Genomic DNA, 17,557 nt, shown 5'->3' with positions numbered 1-17,557 from the left:
CGGCCGTCTTGCGGGGCTCCCGGACGCCCGGGCACCCTGGGCTCGGTCCGGCGCGTACCGGGCCGTGTACGGGTCGTCACCTTGCCGAGTCCGCGTCAACTCCCCTCTGTACAGGGGGAGTTCACATCCGAGAAAGCCGGAACGGCCCGTCGTGCCCTGCGAGGACACGCACCGAACAACCGGGAGGTTTCACGTGGGCACACCGGCCGCGGGCCGCGCGGACGACGCGGCACGTCACATCGCCGGGATCGACCGCGACCGGCTGGCGGCGACGCTGGTCGACCTGATCGGGCTGCCGAGCGTCAACCCCTTCGGCGCCCCGCCGGTCGGCGAGGCCGGAGAGCGGAAAGTGGCCGACTACCTCGGCCGCCGGCTCGAAGGGCTCGGGTGGGCGTGCGAAACCACGGAGTTCGCCCCCGGACGGTACAACCTCGTCGCCCGTTCACCCCGTGCCCGCGCCACGGGGCACGGGCGGTCACTGATGCTGGCCGGACACATGGACACGGTCGAGACGACCGGCTATCCCGAGGCCCTCTCCGGAACCGTGCGCGACGGCAGGGTGTACGGGCGCGGTGCGTGTGACATGAAGGCCGCGCTCGCCTGCTACGTCGAGGTGGCGGAGGTCCTGGCGGAGCGGGGGCTGCCCCCGAACGGTGAGCTGTTGATCGCCGGAGTCGGCGACGAGGAGTACCGCCAGGAGGGCGCGAAGGCCCTGGGCCGGTCCGGTCCGCGCGTGGACGGCGTCATCGTCGGTGAGCCGACCGAGCTGAGGATCTGCCACGCCACCAAGGGACTGGCCGCCTACGACCTGACCGTCACGGGCAGGGCCACGCACAGCAGCGTGCCCCACCACGGGACCAACGCCGTCCTCGCCGCGGCGGAACTCCTGGGCTTCTTCCCCCGCTACGCACGGCAACTTGAGCGCCACCACCACCCGTTGCTCGGGCACCCCACCGTCAACGTCGGAACCATCGAGGGCGGCGTGAAGCCCAACATCGTGCCCTCCCGGTGCCGCGTCGGCCTCAGCCGCCGGCTGCTGCCGGGCGAGACCCCGGCCGTCGTGCGGGCGGAGATCGCGGAGCTGCTCGGCGCACCGGACGACCGGCTGCCATGGAGCCTCGGTGACGCCTGGTGGACCGTCGAGCCGTACGAACTTCCCGACGATCACGCCCTGGCCGAGGTGGTCCGTGCCGCCGCCACGGAGGAAGGGATTCCGGACACGGCCCCCCACGGGTTCCCCGCCAGCTCGGACGCGGCGTACTTCGGCTCGCCCGTCCTGCTCTTCGGACCCGGGTCGCTCGCCCAGGCGCACAGCCTCGACGAGTGGGTGGCGGTCGACGACATGGTCACCGCGACCGCCGTGTACCTGCGCGCCGCTCTCGCCCTGCCGGGCCTCCCGTCCGAAGCGGGCGGGGCGCCGTGACACAGCGGGACGAGGCCCCTCCGGCAAACCTTCGCAAGGTCGTCCTGGCGGGCTCAGTGGGCGCTCTGGTCGAGTGGTACGACTTCGCGGTGTACGCCTACCTGGCCACCGTCATGGCCCGGCTGTTCTTCCCGGAGGGCGATCCCACCAGCGCGCTCCTGAACACCCTCGCCATCTTCGCCGTCGGCTTCGTTCTGCGTCCCGTCGGCGGCGCGGTGTTCGGCCACTACGGCGACAGGTTCGGGCGGCGCAACGCCCTTTCGGCCTCGATCATCCTGATGGCGGCGGCCACCCTGGCCATCGCGGTACTGCCCACCCACGCCCAGGCGGGAACGCTCGCCCCGGTGCTGCTGGTGGTCGCCCGCATGGTCCAGGGGCTGGCGGCGGGCGGCGAATGGGGAGGTGGCACGGCCTTCCTCGTCGAGTACGCGCCCGAGGGCCGGAAGGGCCTGTACGGCAGCCTCCACCAGTTCGCCACCATCCTCGGCTTCGTCTGCGGGATCGCGATGAGCACGCTGGTCACGACGGCCTTCACGCGGTCGGCGCTCGACTCCTACGGCTGGCGGGTGCCGTTCCTCGTCGGGGCGCTCGGCGCACTGGTCGGTCTGCGACTGCGCCTGCGGCTGGAGGACACCCCCGCCTTCCGGAGCCTGGCGCGCGACCGGTCGGTGGCGCGCGCTCCGCTCAGGGAGGCCCTGACCCAGCACACCCGCACCGTCCTCCTGGTCGTGGGCATCGTCGTCGCGTGGACGATCGCGTACTACGCCCTGATCGGTATGCCCAGCTTCACGGCGGGGACCCTGGGTGTGCCGCTGTCCACCGCGCTCACCTGCAACCTGGTCGCCATGGTCGCGCACATCCTGCTCCTGCCCGTCACCGGGGCGCTCTCCGACCGGGTTGGGTGGAGAACGCTCCTGCTGGGCTCCACCCTGGCGCTCGCCCTGGTGGCGTACCCCGTCTACTGGCTGATGGCGCGGGGCACCTACGCCAGCCTGCTGCTTGGGCAGGTGGTCTTCGCGGGCGTCCTCGCGGTCTTCTCCGGTCCGGCGCCCGCCGCGCTGGCGGAGCTGTTTCCCGCTCAGGTGCGACAGAGCGCCCTGTCCCTGGGGTACAACATCGCCACCGCCGCCTTCGGCGGCACCGCGCCGTTCGTCGTCTCCTTCCTCGCCTCCCAGACCGGCGACGACCTCGCCCCCGCCTACTACGTGATCGCCGGTGCCGTCGTCACCTCGACGGTGCTCGCGCTCGTCACCGGCCCTCGCACCCGAAGCACTCCGCCTCAGGGCGGCGCCCCGCGCCCGGAAGCGGCACGAGAACACGGAGACCGGGCGCCGGCCCGTGACCGACCCGGAGGCGGTGCGGGGTACGGCCTCCCGGTCCGAGCCCAGGCAGGCCGAATGCCTCACCACAAGCGCCTACCGGAACGGGCAGGTCCACAGGAGAAGCGCGACGGTGGCGAGCGGTGAAGGGCGTACGAGAGATGTTCTGGGCCAAGGGAGTTGGCATGGTTGGTGAGGGGTTACACAAAGCGGTGGGCCAGCGCCGAGCGCGGAACGAAGGCTGACGCGTGGGGAGTTCGGAGGGCGGCGCGTCCTGGTGACGGGCGGCTCACGGGGGTTGGGGGAGTGCGTTGTTCGTCTGTTGTTGTCGCGGGGAGCGCGGGTCGCCGCGTGCGCTCGACGAGAGGAGTCGCTGGGGGGCCCGCGCGGCTCGGTCGGCGTCGTCGCGTCGATATATCGGTCCCAGGGTGACTCCTCCTCCGGGCCCCGGCTGGCGTCCAGCGCCCGGTCCGCCGCGGCCAGGGAGCCGGCGGCCGACCGCGCGTCACGCAGGGCCGCGTGCGCGCGAGCGGCGTGATCAGGTCGCGGGGATGCTCAACGAGACGACGGGGCTTGACCGTTCGCTCTCCGAGGTGCTCGCCGTCACGCCGACCACGGACGACGACGGAGCGTTGACCGGCTTCTCCTGTGTCCTGGACGGCGGGGTGATCCCGGAGCTGCCGTCCAACGACCCGGCCGAGGGCGCGAGTTGGGTGCCGATGCGCGAGCTGCACGAGCCGCCGGCGCTCTACCAGTACGCCGTCATCGCCGCCGGCCAACGCCGCCGCCTCCCCCTCCTCGTCAACGCCGACCGCCCCGACGCCGCCTTCATCTGACCGGTCCCGGTGGCGCGAACACCGTGGCCCGTCTGTCTCTCAGACGCCAGCGGTTCCCCGATGCCGGCGATCACGCTGTCCTCAAGGTGCGGCACGACTGCTGACAAGCCCACACCGCGAGAGGAGATCACGGCCGTGAGCATCAGCTCGAACCGTCTCGCGGTGTGGGCACGGCTCTGTGGTCGTGTTCGAGAGCTACGCGGCTGTTCCGTCGGCTCGGATCGGGGCGGGAAGAGTGCTCAGGCGTTCCCGCAACTCCGTGGCCGAGCCGACCGTCGCGGTGTCGAGGAGGCGTCCGAGTCGGGCCAGACGGGTTCGGGCGGTGGCCCGGAGCCGCTGTGGAGGGACCAGGTCGAGCACGCCGAGGGCACGGCTGGCTGCTTCTTCAGGGGTGTCGCGGGCCTCGGCGAGCGCGAGGACGAGGGTGGCGGCCACCCATGCCGGTGTCTCGGCGGGTGCGGCGGCGATGGACTCGCGGGCGACGTCGGCGAAGATTCGCTTCAAGGTTTCCGAAGTGCGCAGGCCTGGGTCAGGCAGCGCAGGCTCGGGTAGCCACACGGACAGCCGGCCCCCCGGGCGATCCCATCCAGACCAACCGGACCTGGCGATCCATCACGAAAGTCAGCATTGGGTCAGCATCCGTCCTGCCAGCCCCCATCACAGACGCCCTCGGGTCGACTCGCCACGCGCGGTGTCCGGCGCCCCGTTAGCAGACCGCCGTGGGCACGAGACTGATCGAGAACTCGACCTCTCGGCCTTCTGTCGGGAGCCTGCATGGGACCGGCTCACCCGCAACGGATCGAACGAAACCGCCGGTCAGCGCGTTCTTCCGCGCGGCTTCAGGGGAGTTGGCGGCAGCGGCGGCGCCTCCAGGGGCGGGCCGTCGTAGCCGTCGACCGTGCCGAACCGGACACCCGTCGCCCAGTCCTGGCGGGCCTGGGTAACCTCCTCGTGCGTCCGCCCGATGAAGTTCCACCACATCACCAGTTGTTCCTCGAACGGGAGGCCGCCCAGCAGCAGGACCGAGGCGTGGTCGTCGGCGCGGAGCGGGAGTTCGGCGCGGCCCTCACCGAGGTAGAGCAGGGAGCCGGGGGCGAGGCGGACCCCGTCGACCTCGGACTCTCCGTCGATGGTGAGCACCGCGTACTCGAAGTCCTCCTCCAGCGGAAGCCGGGCGTCAGTGCCGGCGGCCAGGGTGAGGTCGGCGCCGACCAGCGGGGAGTAGACGGTGCCGGGCGAGGTCGCGCCGTCCAGGGTGCCGAGGATCACGGTGGCGTCGAGCCCGCCGCCGCCGGTGACCCGGGGCAGTTCGGCGTGGTACTCGAAGGCCGGGGCGACATGGCGGTGTTGGTCGGGCAGCGCCACCCACAGCTGGGCGCCGTGCAGGATCGGCGCGTCGCGGTGCGGGCGGGGCGACTCCTCGGAGTGGGCGATGGCCCGGCCCGAGGTCATCAGGCCCAGCTCGCGCGGGCGGATGGTGGCCAGCGAGCCGACGCTGTCCCGGTGCACCACCTCGCCCGCGTGCAGCCAACTGACCGTCTGGAGCCCGATGTGCGGGTGCGGCGGCACCCGCATCCCCGGCGTGTCGGTGATGTCGTCCGGTCCGTAGTGGTCAACGAAGCACCAGGCGCCGATCATTCGACGCCCCAAGGTGGGCAGAAGCCGTCGGACGACGGTGGACTCGCCGAGCGGCACCCGGCGGCCCTCCTGGAGTTCCCGCACCGGCCCGGTGTGGCGGGCCGCGCCGCAGAGGGTGGGGGCCGGCCGCTGGTCGAGGTTGCTCATGGGCCGATCCTGCCCCACTTCCACCGACCATTTTCGGTCAGCCGCGCGACCAGCCGCCCCACTCCTCCTGGTACTGCCACGCCCCCTCCGCTCCCCCACCGCTGGTGCGGAACGGCGCTCCCCCGTCGTCCAGCCGCAGCGTGCCGCGCTCGCCGCCGCCGCTCCACTCCAGTTCGACGAACCAGTCGCAGTCGCAGTCGGCCGCCCGCGCCTCGACGCGCAGCGCCAGCGGCTCCCGCGCCGTGACCGCGAACGGAAGGTGGGGCGCGGCGAGTTCGCGTTCGCTCATGGCGTCGTAGCCGCCCCTGGGCGCGGGTTGGGGCCGCTCGGCGTCCAGGTCCACCTCGAAGGCGGCCGGGGTGAGGGCGCCGCCGCAGCCCGGGGACATGTCGAACGCCGACCACGCCAGCGGCGGGCGGCGCTCCACCACCCGCACATGGATCGCCTCGACGACGACCGGCTCCTCGCCGGTGGCCGTGACGGTGGCCTCCAGGATGGTGGAGTCCCCGTGCACCGCGCCCAGTTGGGTCGCCCACTCCTCGGCGTCCTGGGCCACGGGCGGGGGCGGAACGGCGGCCGGGGCGCGGTCGACCAGGTAGCGGTGCCCGCAGCCCTCGGCCCAGACGTGCGAACGGACGGAGTACTCCAGCGGCGCTGGCCCGGCCGCCTCCGGCGGGGCGGGCTCGTCGCCGGGGCTCCCGACGTCCCGGGCCGCCTGGTTCGCCTGGGCGGCGGCCGAACCGCCGCCGGAGGGACGGGCGTTCCAGACCCCCCAGCCGCCCAGCGTGGCGACCAGCAGCAGCACGAGGACCAGCGACCAGGGGCGGCGCCGCCGGAAACGGGACGCGGGCGGGGCCGCCGCCCCGGGCTCGGGAGCGGGCTCAGGGGCGGGCTCGGGAGCGGGCGCGAGCGCCGGCTCGGGGTCCTGGGGCTCGGCGGGCGGCCGGCTCCTGGCGTCGTTGGCCGACAGCCACAGCCGGTGCAGTGCGAGCAGCTCGTCGGGCCGGGCGCCGCAGGCGCTGGCCAGCCGCTCGACCGGCGCGTACTCGGCCGGCACCACCGCGCCCGAGCAGTAGCGGTGCAGGGTCGATGTGCTGGTGTGCAGGCGCTTGGCCAGCGCGCCGAAGCTCAGCCCCGAGCGCTCCTTGAGCGCGCGCAGCCGGGCCGCCAACTCCTCGGCCGGCCGGTTGTCCCTGCTCGACTCCCCCACGGCTCCCCCGCGTGTGTTCCCCGTTGATCACCGTCGATCACCGTTGATCCCGTGCCCGTTGAGCGTCCCCGCTCCGCGTGGCGCGCGTTCGGTCCACGACCCGTTCCACGCCCCGTTCGGCGTCCCGCTCCGCGTTCCAGGGGCTCACGTTCTTCGACGTCAGCGGGGCTCCGGCCGTTCCACCGTCCCAGAAGGCGCCGCCGGGCTTGCCGCCGCCCCCCGGCCCCGCCGAGCCTGCCGGAGAAGCGACACCCACGGAACGACCAACGGAATGACAGACGAGGGGGATGGGCCGATGCGGCACACACGGAACTCGGTGCGCGGGCTGGCGATCGCCGCCGGCGCGGCGCTCGGGGCCGGCGCGCTGGCGGTGACCACGCTCACCGGAACGGCGACCGCCGACCAGCCGGCCACGGCGACGGCGGCCATCGCGAGCACGGACGGGACGAACGGGGCCGGGACGAACGGGGCGACGGAAGCGGCCGCGATACCGGCGGACGCGTTCCTCACCGGCGACGAGCTGCCGGAGCACCCGGACGGCTGGTACAGCGAGGGCCCGGTCGACGGCCTCCCCGAGGTGCCGGTCTTCTGCTACGACGCGCTGCTGCCCGAGGAGAACGTCGCCCATGTCACCCACTGGACGGAGCTGGACACCAACGCCGTCCAGGTGGTGATGGACCTCGGCAGCGAGGGCGCGGCCGCCGGGCTGGTCGAGGTGCTGAACGAGGCGAGCACCGACTGCGCCTCCGAGTGGCTGTGGCAGCACCCGGGCGGGACCGCGTCCTGGGACGACTTCGGGGGCGTGGAGGGCGCGGACTACGCGCGGGTCATCGGCGTGCACACCGCGCCACCCGAGTCCGCCCACGATGTCAATCTCTCCGCGGTGATCAGGGAAGGGAGCTTGGTCACGGTGGTTCGCTGGGGCCAGATGGGCACACTGTCTCAGGCGCCGGTGACCGAGTTCCTCGCCACCGCCGAGGCCGCGTTGGCCCGGCTGGAGGGGTAGGCACGATCCGCGGCGCCGCGCTGTTCTCGTGTGCTGTTCTCATGCACACGTTTACAGCGCGGTGTTGCGGTGTTTTGTCGGTTCATCAGGCGTCAACCTGACGCCCTCTGCCCCGAGTTGGCCGAAAGCACAAGATCTTTTCATGTAAGCGATTGCATTACCTCCGGGGTCGGCAGTACGTTCGGCTCACTGCCGTGATCGGAGGGTTATGGCCGCGAGCATCATGGATGTCGCCCGGCGCGCGGAGGTGTCGACCGCGACCGTCTCCCGCGCCCTGCGCGGGCTGCCGAACGTGTCGGCGGCGACCCGCGAGCGCGTGCTGCGCGCGGCGGAGGAGCTGTCGTACTCGGTCTCCCCGCACGCCTCCTCGCTGGCCTCCGGCCGGACGGGGACGGTCGGCGTGGTCGTGCCGTTCGTCAACCGCTGGTTCTACAGCCAGGTGTTGGCGGGCATCGACTCGGTGCTGCGCGCCCACGACCTCGATCTGCTGCTGTACAACCTCGGCGACGAGCGGGTGCACGAGCGGTTCTTCACCAGAATGCCGCTGCGCCGCAGGGTGGACGCCCTGATCGTGCTCAACCTCCCGCTCTCCACCGCCGAGAGCGAGGCGCTGGCGTCGATGGAGGTGCCGATCGCCGTGCTCGGCACCCGCGTTCCGGGCTGTTGGCACGTCTCCATCGACAACGCGGAGGGCGCGAGCACCGCCGTCCGTCACCTGATCAACCTGGGGCACCGCAGGATCGGTATGATCACCGCCGCCCCCGGAGATCCTCGGGGGTTCACCACCCCGATCGTTCGCCAGCACGCCTACCGCACGGTGCTCGCGCAGGCCGGGATTGCCTACGACCCGGATCTGGAAGTGCCGGGTCATCTGAGTATCGACGAGGGTGCGTCAGCGATGGCACAGCTGCTGAGCCTGCCGGAGCCGCCGACGGCGGTCTTCGCCGAGTCGGACCAGATGGCCTTCGGCGCCCTGCGGACGTTGGGCCGCATGGGGCTGACCGCCCCCGACGATGTCTCGGTCATCGGGTTTGACGACCACGAGACGGCCGAGCTGCTCGATCTCACCACGATCGCGCAACCCGTAGCCCACCAGGGAGAGTTGCTCGCCCGCCAGATACTGGACGCCCTGTCCGGCGGGGACGAGGAGCCCACCCGGGTGGTGGTGCCGACCCGGCTGGTCGTCCGGGGCACCACCGGCGCGGCTCGGGAACATCCGCCCCGATATCACTCCACACCTCGGCCGGGACCTGAACCGGACCAGCACAGCACCACCGCGCGGTGAGCCGCCGTCGACCGCGCATCTCCCAGGGTCAACTCGCAAGAGGAATGGAAGATACGTGCCCCGCACCCGCATTGACCAGAAGTCGGCCGCGCCCTGGTGGGCCGACGCCGTCATCTACCAGGTCTACATCAGAAGCTTCGCCGACGGGAACGGCGACGGGATCGGCGACATCGCCGGTCTGCGTGCCCGTCTGCCCTACCTCCAGGAACTGGGGGTTGACGCGCTGTGGATCAACCCCTGGTACCCGTCTCCGATGGCCGACGGCGGCTATGACGTCGCCGACTACCGCGCGATCGAGCCGGCGTTCGGCACCCTCGCCGAGGCGGAGGAGCTGATCGCCGAGGCGCACACCTTCGGGATGCGCGTCGTGCTGGACATCGTGCCCAACCACACCTCCGACCAACACCCCTGGTTCCGGGAGGCGTTGACGGCCGCGCCCGGCTCACCCGAGCGGGAGCGCTACGTCTTCAGGGACGGCCGGGGAACGGACGGCGACCAGCCGCCCAACGACTGGCGCAGCCGGTTCGGCGGCCCGGCCTGGACCAGGATCACCGAGCCGGACGGCAGCCCCGGCCAGTGGTACCTGCACCTGTTCGCCTCGCAACAGCCCGATCTGAACTGGGCGAACCGGGAGGTGCGGGACGAGTTCGAGTCGATCCTGCGCTTCTGGTTCGACCGGGGCGTGGACGGCTTCCGGATCGACGTGGCGCACGGCCTCGTCAAGGACCCGGCGCTGCCCGACCTGGGCATCCCGGCCGACGCGCTCTTCGAGCACGAGCGGCACCGGGAGCACCACCCACACTGGGACCAGGACGGGGTGCACGAGATCTACCAGGAGTGGCGCAAGATCGCCGACTCCTACGCGGGCGACCGGGTCTTCGTCGCCGAGGCCCATGTCCGCGACGACCGGCTGGCGAACTACCTGCGGCCGGACGAACTGCACACCGCGTTCAACTTCCCCTACCTGAAGTGCTCCTGGGAGCCCAAGGCCATGCGGGAGGTGATCGACCGGGGCGTGACCGCGCTCGCGGAGGTCGGCGCGCCGCCGACCTGGGTGCTCTCCAACCACGACGTGCCCCGGCACGTGACCCGCTACGGCCGGAGCGACACCAGCACCCACGAGCACGACACGGCCGGCGGCGGCACCGACCTGGAGCTGGGCACCCGCAGGGCGCGCGCGGCGGCGCTGCTGACCCTGGCCCTGCCGGGCGGCGCCTACGTCTACCAGGGCGAGGAGTTGGGCCTGTGGGAGGTCGAGGACCTGCCGGAGGAGGTGCTGGCCGACCCGACGTGGGAACGTTCGGGCCACACCGTGCGCGGCCGCGACGGCTGCCGGGTGCCGCTGCCCTGGTCCGGGCTCGACGGGCCGTTCGGCTTCGGGCCCAAGGGCACCAAGCCGTGGCTGCCGCAGCCGGCCGAGTGGAAGAGCCTGACGGCGCAGGCCCAGTCGGGCATCCCCTGGTCGATGCTCGAGCTGTACCGCTCGGCGCTGCGGCTGCGCCGCGAGCAGCCGGGCTTCGGCTCCGGGACGCTGCGCTGGCTGACCACGCCGGAGGGGGTGCTCGCGTTCGAACGTTCGCCGGTGCTGCGCTGCGCGGTCAACTTCTCGGGTGAGCCGTACCCGTTGCCGAAGAACTGGGGCGTGCTGCTGGCCAGCGAACGCCTCACGAACGGGCACCTGCCGCCGGACACGACCGTCTGGCTCTGGGGTGGCGGTGCCCTGGCAGGACGGGCCTAGCACAGACGTGGCCGGGGCCCCTTGGCCCCGGCCACTGCCCGGCCCTGGCCGGGGCCAAGGGGCCCCGGCCGGACGGGCCCGGCCGGAGGTTGGTCCGGCCCTCACCGGACGCACTCCGGGAGCGGCCACGTCCGCGCGAGGCCGTGCGAGGCTCGGTCGTTGAACGAACACCCCGTCCGCCGGGACAGGCCGGGGTGGCCTCCGGCTGGCCCTCGCCGCCGTTCCGCACCGCGCTCGATCCCGGGCGGATTCTCACGCCGGCGGACAAGGTCACGGCCGTGGACCGGGTCCGCACGGCGCTGGGTCTCGGCCGGGACTCCCGCACCGCCTACGGGGACTCCGGTTCGGACATCCCCCTGTTCCGGGAGCTGAGCCACACCGTGGCCGTGAACGCCGACGACGCCCTCCGCCAACTCGCCCGCTGCCACTACGACGGTGACGACCTGTGGGCGGCCTACCGCATCGCCCGTTCCCGGTCACCCGAGCGCGGCGAAGCGCCCTCCCTCGACGTCCAGGGACGTCGGTGACGGGCCGTTCCCGGGCGGCGTCTCCGCCGCGCGGCGAAATCAGGTGTCGGCGCGCGGGCGGATCGGCCTACGGTCCGGGGCATGGATCTACGCATCGTGACGGTCGCCGAACGGCCCGACCTGAAGTCGTCCTTCGGGAACGTGGAGAGCGAGCCATGGCCCGCGTTCATGGAAGAGGACCCCATGGCCCTGCTGTACTACAGCGACGTCAGGACCGCGCACCCGGAGTACGCGTTCGTCGCCTATGACGCCGAGGCTCCGGACCAGGCGGTCGCCCGCGCGTACTGCGTGCCGTTCGCCTGGGACGGCGACCCGGCGCGCGGCGAGCTTCCCGAGGACGGCTGGGACGGGGTGATCTGGCGCTCGGCGCGCGACCGGCAGCTCGGCCGGCGGCGGAACCTCGTCTCGGCGCTGGAGATCACCGTGGCCACGCACCTCCAGGGCACCGGCCTGTCCGGCCGGATGCTCGCGGCGATGCGGGAGAACGCGGCCCGCCTCGGGTTCGAGCATCTGGTCGCGCCGGTGCGGCCGAACCGCAAGCATCTGGTTCCTGACCTGCCGATCGACGCGTACGCGGCGCTGGTCCGCGAGGACGGCCTGCCGCAGGACCCGTGGCTGCGCGTCCACGTCCGGGCCGGCGGCCGGATCGTCGGCACCTGCAAACGCGCGATGGTCATCCCCGGCACGCTGGCGGAGTGGCGTTCCTGGACCGGCCTGCCGTTCGACACGACGGGTCCCGTCGTGGTGCCCGACGCGCTGGTGCCGGTCCAGTGCAGCGTCGAGCAGGACATCGCGGTCTATGTGGAACCGGGCGTGTGGGTGCACCACCCGCTGTAGGCCACCCGGCCCGGCGCGCGGCGCGCACGGCGCTCCCCGGGCGCCCCACCGCTCCGCAGGAGAGCTACTCCGCGTAGGCCGCGCGCACCGCGTCCCTCGCCGCCGCCACGGCGGCGTCCGCGTCGAGGCCGAGCCGCTTCGCCCGCCGGGCGAACGCCTCGGCCGCGGCCGCCGCCTCCCGGGCGGCGGCCGTCCGCGCCGACGCGACGAACGTGCCCTGCCGGCCCCTGGTCTCCACGACGCCGTCGGCCTCCAGCGTCCGGTACGCCTTGGCCACCGTGTTCACCGCGACCCCCAACTCGGCGGCCAGCGCCCGCACGGTGGGGAGTCGGTAGCCGACGGGCAGCCGGCCCCCTCTGGCCTGCTCGGCCACCTGGAGGCACAGCTGCTCGTAGGGCGGCACGGCGGAGTCGGGGTCGATGCGCACTGTCATCCCGTTCATTGGCCCGATTGTGCCGCACGGGCTCCCGCCCGGCGCTTCGCCGGACGGGTTCCGGTGTGCCGGCCGCTCAGCCGCCGGCGGCCGGTCCGGGCGGCGGTCCGGCCGGCGACCCGAGCGGCCCGAAGGTCTGGAACGCGGTGTCGCGCGGGACGCGGAAGACGTCCCTGCCGGTGACCGCGTTGAGGATCAACGCGCTGCGGTAGGCGCCGATGCCCAGGTCGGGGGCGGCGGCGCCGTGCGTGTGCAGTTCGGCGTTCTGGACGAAGAGCCCGCCGGTGACCTCGGGAACGGTCGCCACCCGGTGGCCCTCGGAGACGTCGTAACGGCCCTGCTCGTCCCAGGCGATGAGCTTCTCGACGGGCGCCAGACAGTCCGGGCGGCGGGCCGCGTAGCCGGTGGCGGCGATCACGGCGTCGGTGGCGAGGACGGACTCCCGTTCGGTGTCGGCGTGCCGGGTCGTCAGGCGGATCGCGCCGCCCTCGGCGGAGTCCGCGCCGCCCTCGGCGAGTTCCGCTCCGCGCACGGCGGTCGCCGGGAGCAGGGTCACCGGGGGCCGGTCACCGTCCAGCAGGTGGTCGTACAGCTCCTGGTGGATCAGGTCGATGGTCTCGGTGTCGATGCCCTTGTACAGCTGCCACTGGGAGGCGATCAGCCGGTCCCTGGTCGCCGGCGGCAGGGCGTTGAAGTACCGCATGTAGGCGGGGGTGGTGTACTCCAGGACCAGCTTGGAGTAGTCGAGTGGGGCGAAGCCCCAGGAGCGGGTGAGCCAGTTGACGGCCCAGCCCGCGTCGCGCTGGCGGCGCAGCAGGTCGAGGAAGACCTCGGCGCCGGACTGCCCGGAGCCGACCACGGTGACGGAACGGGCGCCGGCCTCGGCGACCGCGTCGATCCGGTGCAGGAACTCGCCGGAGTGGAAGACCCGTTGGCCGGACGGCTCGCCGGCGAGGCGGCGCAGCGGCTCGGGGAGGGCCGGTTCGGTGCCGACGCCCAGCACGAGGTGGCGGGCGCGCCGGACGCTGACCGTTCCGGTGGCGACCTCGCGCAGGGTCAGCACCCAGCGTTCGGCGGCCTGGTCCCAGGTCACCTCGGTGACGTCGACGCCGAAGTGGCAGCCGGGCAGCCGGGCGGCGGCCCAGGCGCAGTAGTCGGCGTACTCGCGGCGCGGGACATGGAAGCGTTCGGCTATGTAGAAGGGGTACATCCGGTCGTGTTCGACCAGGTAGTTGAGGAACGACCAGCGGCTGGTGGGGCGGATCAGCGAGACGAGGTCGGCGAGGAAGCCGACCTGGAGCGAGGCCCAGTCGAACATCAGGCCGGGGTGCCAGTCGTAGCGCTCGCGGCGGTCGAAGGCGGCGAAGCGCAGCTCGGGCACCTCGTCGGCGAGCGCGGTCAGGGCGAGGTTGAACGGGCCGACGCCCACGGCCGCCAGGTCGAGGTCCGGTTCGGTCACGGGAGTTCCTCCGTCTCCACGGCGCGGCCGGCCACCTCGACGGCGGTCAGCAGCTCCTGGATGTCGTCCCGCGTGGCCTGCGGGTTGAGCAGGGTGAGTTTCAGCCGGACGCGGCCGCCGGTCGCGTCCTCGGCGACGTCGTCGGTGCGGCCGATCAGGGCGCGGCCCTGGAGCAGCAGCCGGCGGCGCAGGGCGCCGTTGATCGCGTCGGCGCGGGCGGCGTCGGCCGGTCCTTCGCCGGTGCCGCCGGACGTGCCGTGCTCCGGAACGTAGCGGAAGACGACGGTGGTCAGCACGGGTGTCGCCGTCAGTCGCAGGCGCGGGCGGGCGGCGATCGCCTCGGCGGCGAAGGTGGCCAGGTCGTGGCAGGCCTCCAGCATGGCACCGACGCCGCGCTGGCCCAACGCCAGGAAGGTGGCGACGACTTTGAGCGCGTCGGCCCTGCGGGTGGTGGCCAGGGAGTGGCCGAGCAGCCCGTCGTAGCCGGCGGCGCCGTCGTCGTCGGGGTTGAGGTAGGCGACGCGCAGCCCGGTGCTGGCGGTGAGGTCGGCGGCGTCGCGGACGAGGAGCACGCTGGCGGCGGCCGGCTGCCAGGCCGTCTTGTGCAGGTCGATGGTGATCGAGTCGGCGGCCTCGATGCCGGCGAGGAGCGGGCGCAGCCGGTCGGAGAAGAGGGCGCCTCCGCCGTAGGCGGCGTCCACGTGCAGCCGGACCCCGTGGCGTTCGGCGACGGCGGCGAGTTCGGGCAGGGGGTCAATGGAGCCGTAGTCGGTGGTGCCGGCGGTGGCGACGACGGCGATGGGGAGTTCCTCTTCGGTCCTCTCGGCGAGGGCCAGCTCCAGGGCCTCGGCGGTCATCCGGCGGTGCGCGTCGGCCGGGACGGGGCGGACCGCGTCCTCGCCGAGGCCGAGCACGGCGCAGGCCCTGGCCACCGAGAAGTGTGCCAACTCCGAGCAGTAGACGACCGGTCTGGTGGCGAGTCCGGCCAGTCCCTCGCCCCTGATGTCGCGTTGGGCGCGCAGCGCGGTGTCCCTGGCGATGAGCAGCGCCTGGAGGTTGGACGCGGTGCCGCCGGGGGTGAGCACGCCGTCGGCGCGCGGGCCGTAGCCGGCGAGCGCGGTGAGCGCGCGCACCAGGCGGCTCTCCAGTTCGACGGCGATGGGGCCGCTGTCCCAGGTGTCGACGGAGGCGTTGAACGCGGAGGCCAGCACGTCGGTCGCGGTGGCGACGCCCAGCGCGGGGGGTTGGAGGTGGGCGGCGGCCCTGGGGTCGGCGAGGTCGACGGTGTAGCTGGCGTAGGCCCTGGCCAGCGCGAGCACCGCGTCCCGGCCGCCGCCCTCGCGGGGCAGCGGCCCCTCGGGGAGCTGGGCGTCCACCACATGGGCCAGTTCGACGGGGGTGAGCGGGGGCAGCGGGCCGCCTCTGCGGCGGAGGGCTTTGGCTGCCTCGCTGGTCAACTCGCTGACCAGGCGGCCGACCTCGACGATTCCCTCGGGGTCGGCTGCCAGCAGGTCGGGCTCCAGCAGCGGGGTGGGCGCGGGCACGGTTGGTACGTGGCCGGACATGCTCATGAGTCGGTGACGTCCCTTTGTCTCGGGTGTCGCGGCTGTTGTGTGGGGGTGTGCGCGTCTGAGCACCCGCCCGGCGTGCCGGGCGGCGGTTGGGTCGAACGACGGTGCCGAGGGCCGCCGTTGAGGATTCGACCCGGCACGGCAACCCCCGACAATTTAGGTTAGGCACACCTAACTTTGTCAACCGAGCCGTCCCACGACCCGAGACGGCGGCCGTCCGCGCGCGGCCGCCGGTGGCCGTCCCCGCGACCGGTTTGTCCGTGGGTGGGCGTAGGGTCACCGACAGGGGTGGAGCCGTCGGAGAGGAGCGGGGCGATGGACACCGGAGAGCTGTCGGAGCTGGCCCGAGAGGCCGGGGAGACACACGAGGTCACCAGCGAGGAGGAGTTGACCGCGCTGGTCGGCGAGCCCGCCTCGTACACCAGGGACAAGGTGCGCACGGCGCTGCATCCGCTGGACCGTCAGTGGTTGGCGCACTCCCCGCTCTGCCTGATCGCCACCTCGGACGCCGAGGGCCGGCTCGACGTCTCACCCAAGGGCGATCCGGCCGGGATAGCCCTGGTGTTGGACGACCACACCCTCGCCATCCCGGACCGCCCGGGGAACCGCCGGGTGGACGGCTTCCGCAACATCCTGCGCAACCCGCACGTCGGGCTGATCTTCCTGCTGCCGGGCCGGGGCGACACGCTGCGGGTCAACGGCCGGGCCAGGATCGTGAGTCGGGCGCCGTTCCTGGACCGGATGGTGGTCCGGGGGAACCGCCCGAGGCTGGCGCTGCTGGTGGAGATCGAGGAGGTCTTCCACCACTGCGCCAAGGCGTTCCTGCGGTCCCGCGCCTGGGAGCCGGAGACCTGGCGGCCGGACGCGCTGCCGGCCAGGGCCCGGCTCGCCAAGGCGCTGGACCGCCCCGACGAGTCGCTGGAGGCGCTGGAGGAGCACTACGGTCCCGCCTACGCGCAGCGGCTCTACGCCGACTAGCGGGGTCGGGTCGGGGCTCAGGAGAGGATGTGCCGGCAGTCGGTGGGTTCGGCCGTGTCCGGGTCCAGGGCGTTGGCCACCTCGTGGAAGGCCATCCGGTCGGTGAGCCCGATCGTGGCGTGCCCGGAGACGTTCAGCGGGCAGAGGTCCTGGAGCAGCACGTTCCGCACGCCCGGCTCGTCGATGAACTGGCTCCGGTAGGGGGTGACCACCTCGTCGTAGCGGGTGGCGATCACGGTGTAGTCCACGCCGGGAACGGTGTAGCCGTCGGCGTTCAGCTCGGTGAGGAAGTCCGAGCCGACGACCTGCTGGAGCAGCGCCGGGGAGAACCCGTCGATGGCGTCGGCGAGTCCGGGGAAGACGTCGAGCAGCGCGGTCAGGCCGAGCAGCGTGGTGCCGTTGGTGCTGGGCGCGATGGCGATCAGGGCGCCGACCTTGTCGGCGGCGCCCTGGTGGTTCTTCAGGTAGTGGCGGGGCATCATCCCGCCCTGCGAGTGGCCGACGAGGTCCACCTCGTCGGCGCCCGTGGTGGCCAGCACCTCGTCGACGAAGGCGGCCAGCTGCGCCGAGGACTCCTCGATGGGCCCGAGACCGTGGAAGACGGGCAGGCCGGGGAGCTGGCCGTAGTCCAACGAGTAGACACAGTAGCCGCGTTCGACCAGGTAGGGCGCGAGGCCCAGCCAGTTCACGGTGGCGTTGGCCCCGGTCCCGTGGACCAGCACCACGGGGCGCGGGTGCTCGGAGACGCAGTCGGCCCGGTTCCAACCGCCGCCGGAGGCGGCGGCGTTGGCGTCGGCGGGGGCGGCGGCGTTGGCGGCGCCGCCCGGCAGGGCGAGCAGCGGCAGGGCCAACAGGCCGGCGAGCAGGGCGAATCGGGGCTTCTTCGACGGTTTGGACGATTTCGGCGGTCCGGACTTCCCGAAGGGCATGGCGGCTCTCCTCACCCGAGGGTCGCGGGGATGTGGCCCGAGTCACAGCGACGGGCTCATGCCAAGTTACGGGCGGGTAACCCCGTGCGCCCACACCGCCGACGGTGAAGAAACGTTCACCGCTCGCCCACGGAACGCCCCTTGACGCCCGCCCACCCGCGCTCGCCCGGGCCGTGCCCGCGTCAGGCGGCCCGCCCCGGGCGGCCGGCGCGGCCCGCCGG

The 17,557-nt window shown here is 73.1% G+C and carries 17 protein-coding genes; 10 read left to right on the top strand and 7 right to left on the bottom strand.

Going from position 1 to position 17,557, the window contains the following annotated elements; all coding sequences use genetic code 11:
• The first annotated feature begins 193 nt into the window (after window positions 1-193).
• From EBN88_RS01150 to EBN88_RS01135, 4 genes are all read left to right on the top strand, one after another.
• Window positions 194-1,423, top strand: a complete 1,230-nt coding sequence (locus tag EBN88_RS01150; protein ID WP_158621296.1) for a M20 family metallopeptidase — start codon at window positions 194-196, stop codon at window positions 1,421-1,423.
• 56 nt (window positions 1,424-1,479) lie between these two features.
• Window positions 1,480-2,889 (top strand): MFS transporter, encoded by a 1,410-nt coding sequence (locus tag EBN88_RS01145; RefSeq protein WP_158621295.1) that lies wholly within the window; start codon window positions 1,480-1,482, stop codon window positions 2,887-2,889.
• A 130-nt stretch (window positions 2,890-3,019) separates the two neighbouring features.
• Complete coding sequence (locus EBN88_RS31440) at window positions 3,020-3,280, top strand: hypothetical protein (protein ID WP_233580371.1); 261 nt, start codon at window positions 3,020-3,022, stop codon at window positions 3,278-3,280.
• A gap of 13 nt (window positions 3,281-3,293) precedes the next feature.
• Entirely contained in the window at window positions 3,294-3,578 is a 285-nt protein-coding gene (locus EBN88_RS01135) for a hypothetical protein (protein WP_122181874.1), read from the top strand.
• 195 nt (window positions 3,579-3,773) lie between these two features.
• Here EBN88_RS01135 and EBN88_RS01130 read toward each other — a convergent pair whose 3' ends face one another.
• The 3 genes from EBN88_RS01130 to EBN88_RS01120 form a co-directional block, all read right to left on the bottom strand.
• Window positions 3,774-4,082: a hypothetical protein gene (locus EBN88_RS01130; RefSeq protein WP_233580370.1), complete on the bottom strand. Its 309-nt coding sequence runs from the start codon at window positions 4,080-4,082 to the stop codon at window positions 3,774-3,776.
• Window positions 4,083-4,394: 312 nt separating this feature from the next.
• Window positions 4,395-5,363, bottom strand: a complete 969-nt coding sequence (locus tag EBN88_RS01125) for a pirin family protein (protein WP_122181873.1) — start codon at window positions 5,361-5,363, stop codon at window positions 4,395-4,397.
• Window positions 5,364-5,400: 37 nt separating this feature from the next.
• Window positions 5,401-6,573, bottom strand: coding sequence for a helix-turn-helix domain-containing protein (locus tag EBN88_RS01120; RefSeq protein ID WP_122181872.1), 1,173 nt, complete (start codon window positions 6,571-6,573; stop codon window positions 5,401-5,403).
• Window positions 6,574-6,868: 295 nt separating this feature from the next.
• Here EBN88_RS01120 and EBN88_RS01115 point away from each other — a divergent pair, with 295 nt between their 5' ends.
• From EBN88_RS01115 to EBN88_RS01095, 5 genes are all read left to right on the top strand, one after another.
• Window positions 6,869-7,579 (top strand): hypothetical protein, encoded by a 711-nt coding sequence (locus EBN88_RS01115; RefSeq protein ID WP_122181871.1) that lies wholly within the window; start codon window positions 6,869-6,871, stop codon window positions 7,577-7,579.
• Between the two features lie 208 nt (window positions 7,580-7,787).
• On the top strand, window positions 7,788-8,864 hold the full coding sequence (locus EBN88_RS01110) for a LacI family DNA-binding transcriptional regulator (RefSeq protein WP_122181870.1): 1,077 nt from the start codon (window positions 7,788-7,790) through the stop codon (window positions 8,862-8,864).
• Between the two features lie 55 nt (window positions 8,865-8,919).
• Complete coding sequence (locus EBN88_RS01105) at window positions 8,920-10,602, top strand: glycoside hydrolase family 13 protein (RefSeq protein WP_122181869.1); 1,683 nt, start codon at window positions 8,920-8,922, stop codon at window positions 10,600-10,602.
• Between the two features lie 194 nt (window positions 10,603-10,796).
• Window positions 10,797-11,129, top strand: coding sequence for an HAD family hydrolase (locus EBN88_RS01100; protein WP_122181868.1), 333 nt, complete (start codon window positions 10,797-10,799; stop codon window positions 11,127-11,129).
• Window positions 11,130-11,210: 81 nt separating this feature from the next.
• Window positions 11,211-11,966, top strand: coding sequence for an N-acetyltransferase (locus EBN88_RS01095; protein ID WP_122181867.1), 756 nt, complete (start codon window positions 11,211-11,213; stop codon window positions 11,964-11,966).
• 64 nt (window positions 11,967-12,030) lie between these two features.
• Here EBN88_RS01095 and EBN88_RS01090 read toward each other — a convergent pair whose 3' ends face one another.
• From EBN88_RS01090 to EBN88_RS01080, 3 genes are all read right to left on the bottom strand, one after another.
• Complete coding sequence (locus EBN88_RS01090) at window positions 12,031-12,399, bottom strand: GntR family transcriptional regulator (protein WP_122181866.1); 369 nt, start codon at window positions 12,397-12,399, stop codon at window positions 12,031-12,033.
• A 76-nt stretch (window positions 12,400-12,475) separates the two neighbouring features.
• Entirely contained in the window at window positions 12,476-13,858 is a 1,383-nt protein-coding gene (locus tag EBN88_RS01085) for a lysine N(6)-hydroxylase/L-ornithine N(5)-oxygenase family protein (protein ID WP_122181865.1), read from the bottom strand.
• Entirely contained in the window at window positions 13,855-15,429 is a 1,575-nt protein-coding gene (locus EBN88_RS01080; RefSeq protein ID WP_233580369.1) for a pyridoxal phosphate-dependent decarboxylase family protein, read from the bottom strand. Before EBN88_RS01080 ends, EBN88_RS01085 begins: the two co-directional genes overlap by 4 nt.
• A 315-nt stretch (window positions 15,430-15,744) precedes the next feature.
• On the opposite strand from EBN88_RS01080, the gene EBN88_RS01075 reads away from it, so the two are divergent.
• On the top strand, window positions 15,745-16,407 hold the full coding sequence (locus tag EBN88_RS01075) for a pyridoxamine 5'-phosphate oxidase family protein (protein WP_122181864.1): 663 nt from the start codon (window positions 15,745-15,747) through the stop codon (window positions 16,405-16,407).
• Between the two features lie 17 nt (window positions 16,408-16,424).
• Here EBN88_RS01075 and EBN88_RS01070 read toward each other — a convergent pair whose 3' ends face one another.
• Window positions 16,425-17,336 carry an esterase/lipase family protein gene (locus tag EBN88_RS01070; RefSeq protein ID WP_122181863.1) on the bottom strand — a complete coding sequence of 304 codons (912 nt, stop codon included), beginning with the start codon at window positions 17,334-17,336 and terminating at the stop codon, window positions 16,425-16,427.
• Between the last annotated feature and the right edge of the window lie 221 nt (window positions 17,337-17,557).

It is taken from the genome of Streptomyces triticirhizae (genome assembly GCF_003696235.1).
Lineage (GTDB): Bacteria > Actinomycetota > Actinomycetes > Streptomycetales > Streptomycetaceae > Streptomyces > Streptomyces triticirhizae.
The sequence above is the reverse complement of the archived record's forward strand: the minus strand, read 5'-3'. Positions and strand labels throughout refer to the sequence as shown.